The following is a 771-nucleotide window of genomic DNA, read 5'->3' on the forward strand; positions in this document are numbered from 1 at the left end:
GGGGAAGTCCTTCCAGCCTTGCTGCGACCGTCTCCTGTTCCAGCCCGGCGGCCTTTTCGGTGATGCTGCCACCGGACACAGTGGCGCGGTACTCGCTGGCAAGGTTCTCCATGAAGGTGATCAGCGCAGCCTTAGACTCGGCGGGGAGCGGCAATCGCTCTACAACCTCCACGCTGGACGCCGCAACGGACGTGACGCCGTCGATATGCACACCGTACGTCGACGGATGGAAGGGCGCAGTTTCCAGTCCGAGTTCCCCCGCCAGTGTTTCTGCCCGTGTTCCCCGGTAGATGAACATGGCTCCGGTGTTAATGGGGGCACCGGCAAGCTGAACGGTTCGCGTCCGGCCGCCGACCTCCTCCCCGGCCTCCAACACCTGGATGTCAAGGTCGAGATCGCGGAGGTCATATGCGACGGCCAGTCCGGCGGGGCCGGCACCAACCACAACAATGTCTGATATTTCGCTCATGCCTGGCGCAACTTTCTGGTGGAATGCTTGCTGACCGCGCGGCACACGGTCGGCGCGGAAGGAAGTCTGCTCAGGCTACGGCTGAGATGTGTGATCACACAACAGGTTGGAGGGATATTTCTCCCCGGAGGCAGCGCACAAACTCACCGGCTGCCGGTGACAGAGTCAAGGGCTGGGCCACATGGAGTTCCGTTTGCGGCCTGCCGGCCAGCGGGCGGGTGGTTACGCCGGGCATTTGGAACCGCTGCACGGATGCGGGCAGCACTGAAATCCCCAAGCCGGCGGCCACCATGCCAAGAACC

General features: G+C 63.4%; 2 protein-coding genes. Both read right to left on the reverse strand.

Annotated features, from left to right (window positions below):
* Positions 1–469 (reverse strand): FAD-dependent oxidoreductase (locus tag AC5RWX_RS33925; RefSeq protein WP_494100524.1); only part of this gene is annotated, 469 nt, incomplete at its 3' end.
* Positions 470–563: 94 nt separating this feature from the next.
* Positions 564–771: LysR substrate-binding domain-containing protein (locus AC5RWX_RS33930; protein ID WP_494100525.1), on the reverse strand; the 208-nt coding region annotated here is incomplete at its 5' end.

The organism is Arthrobacter sp. SPT-J7 (assembly GCF_059089965.1).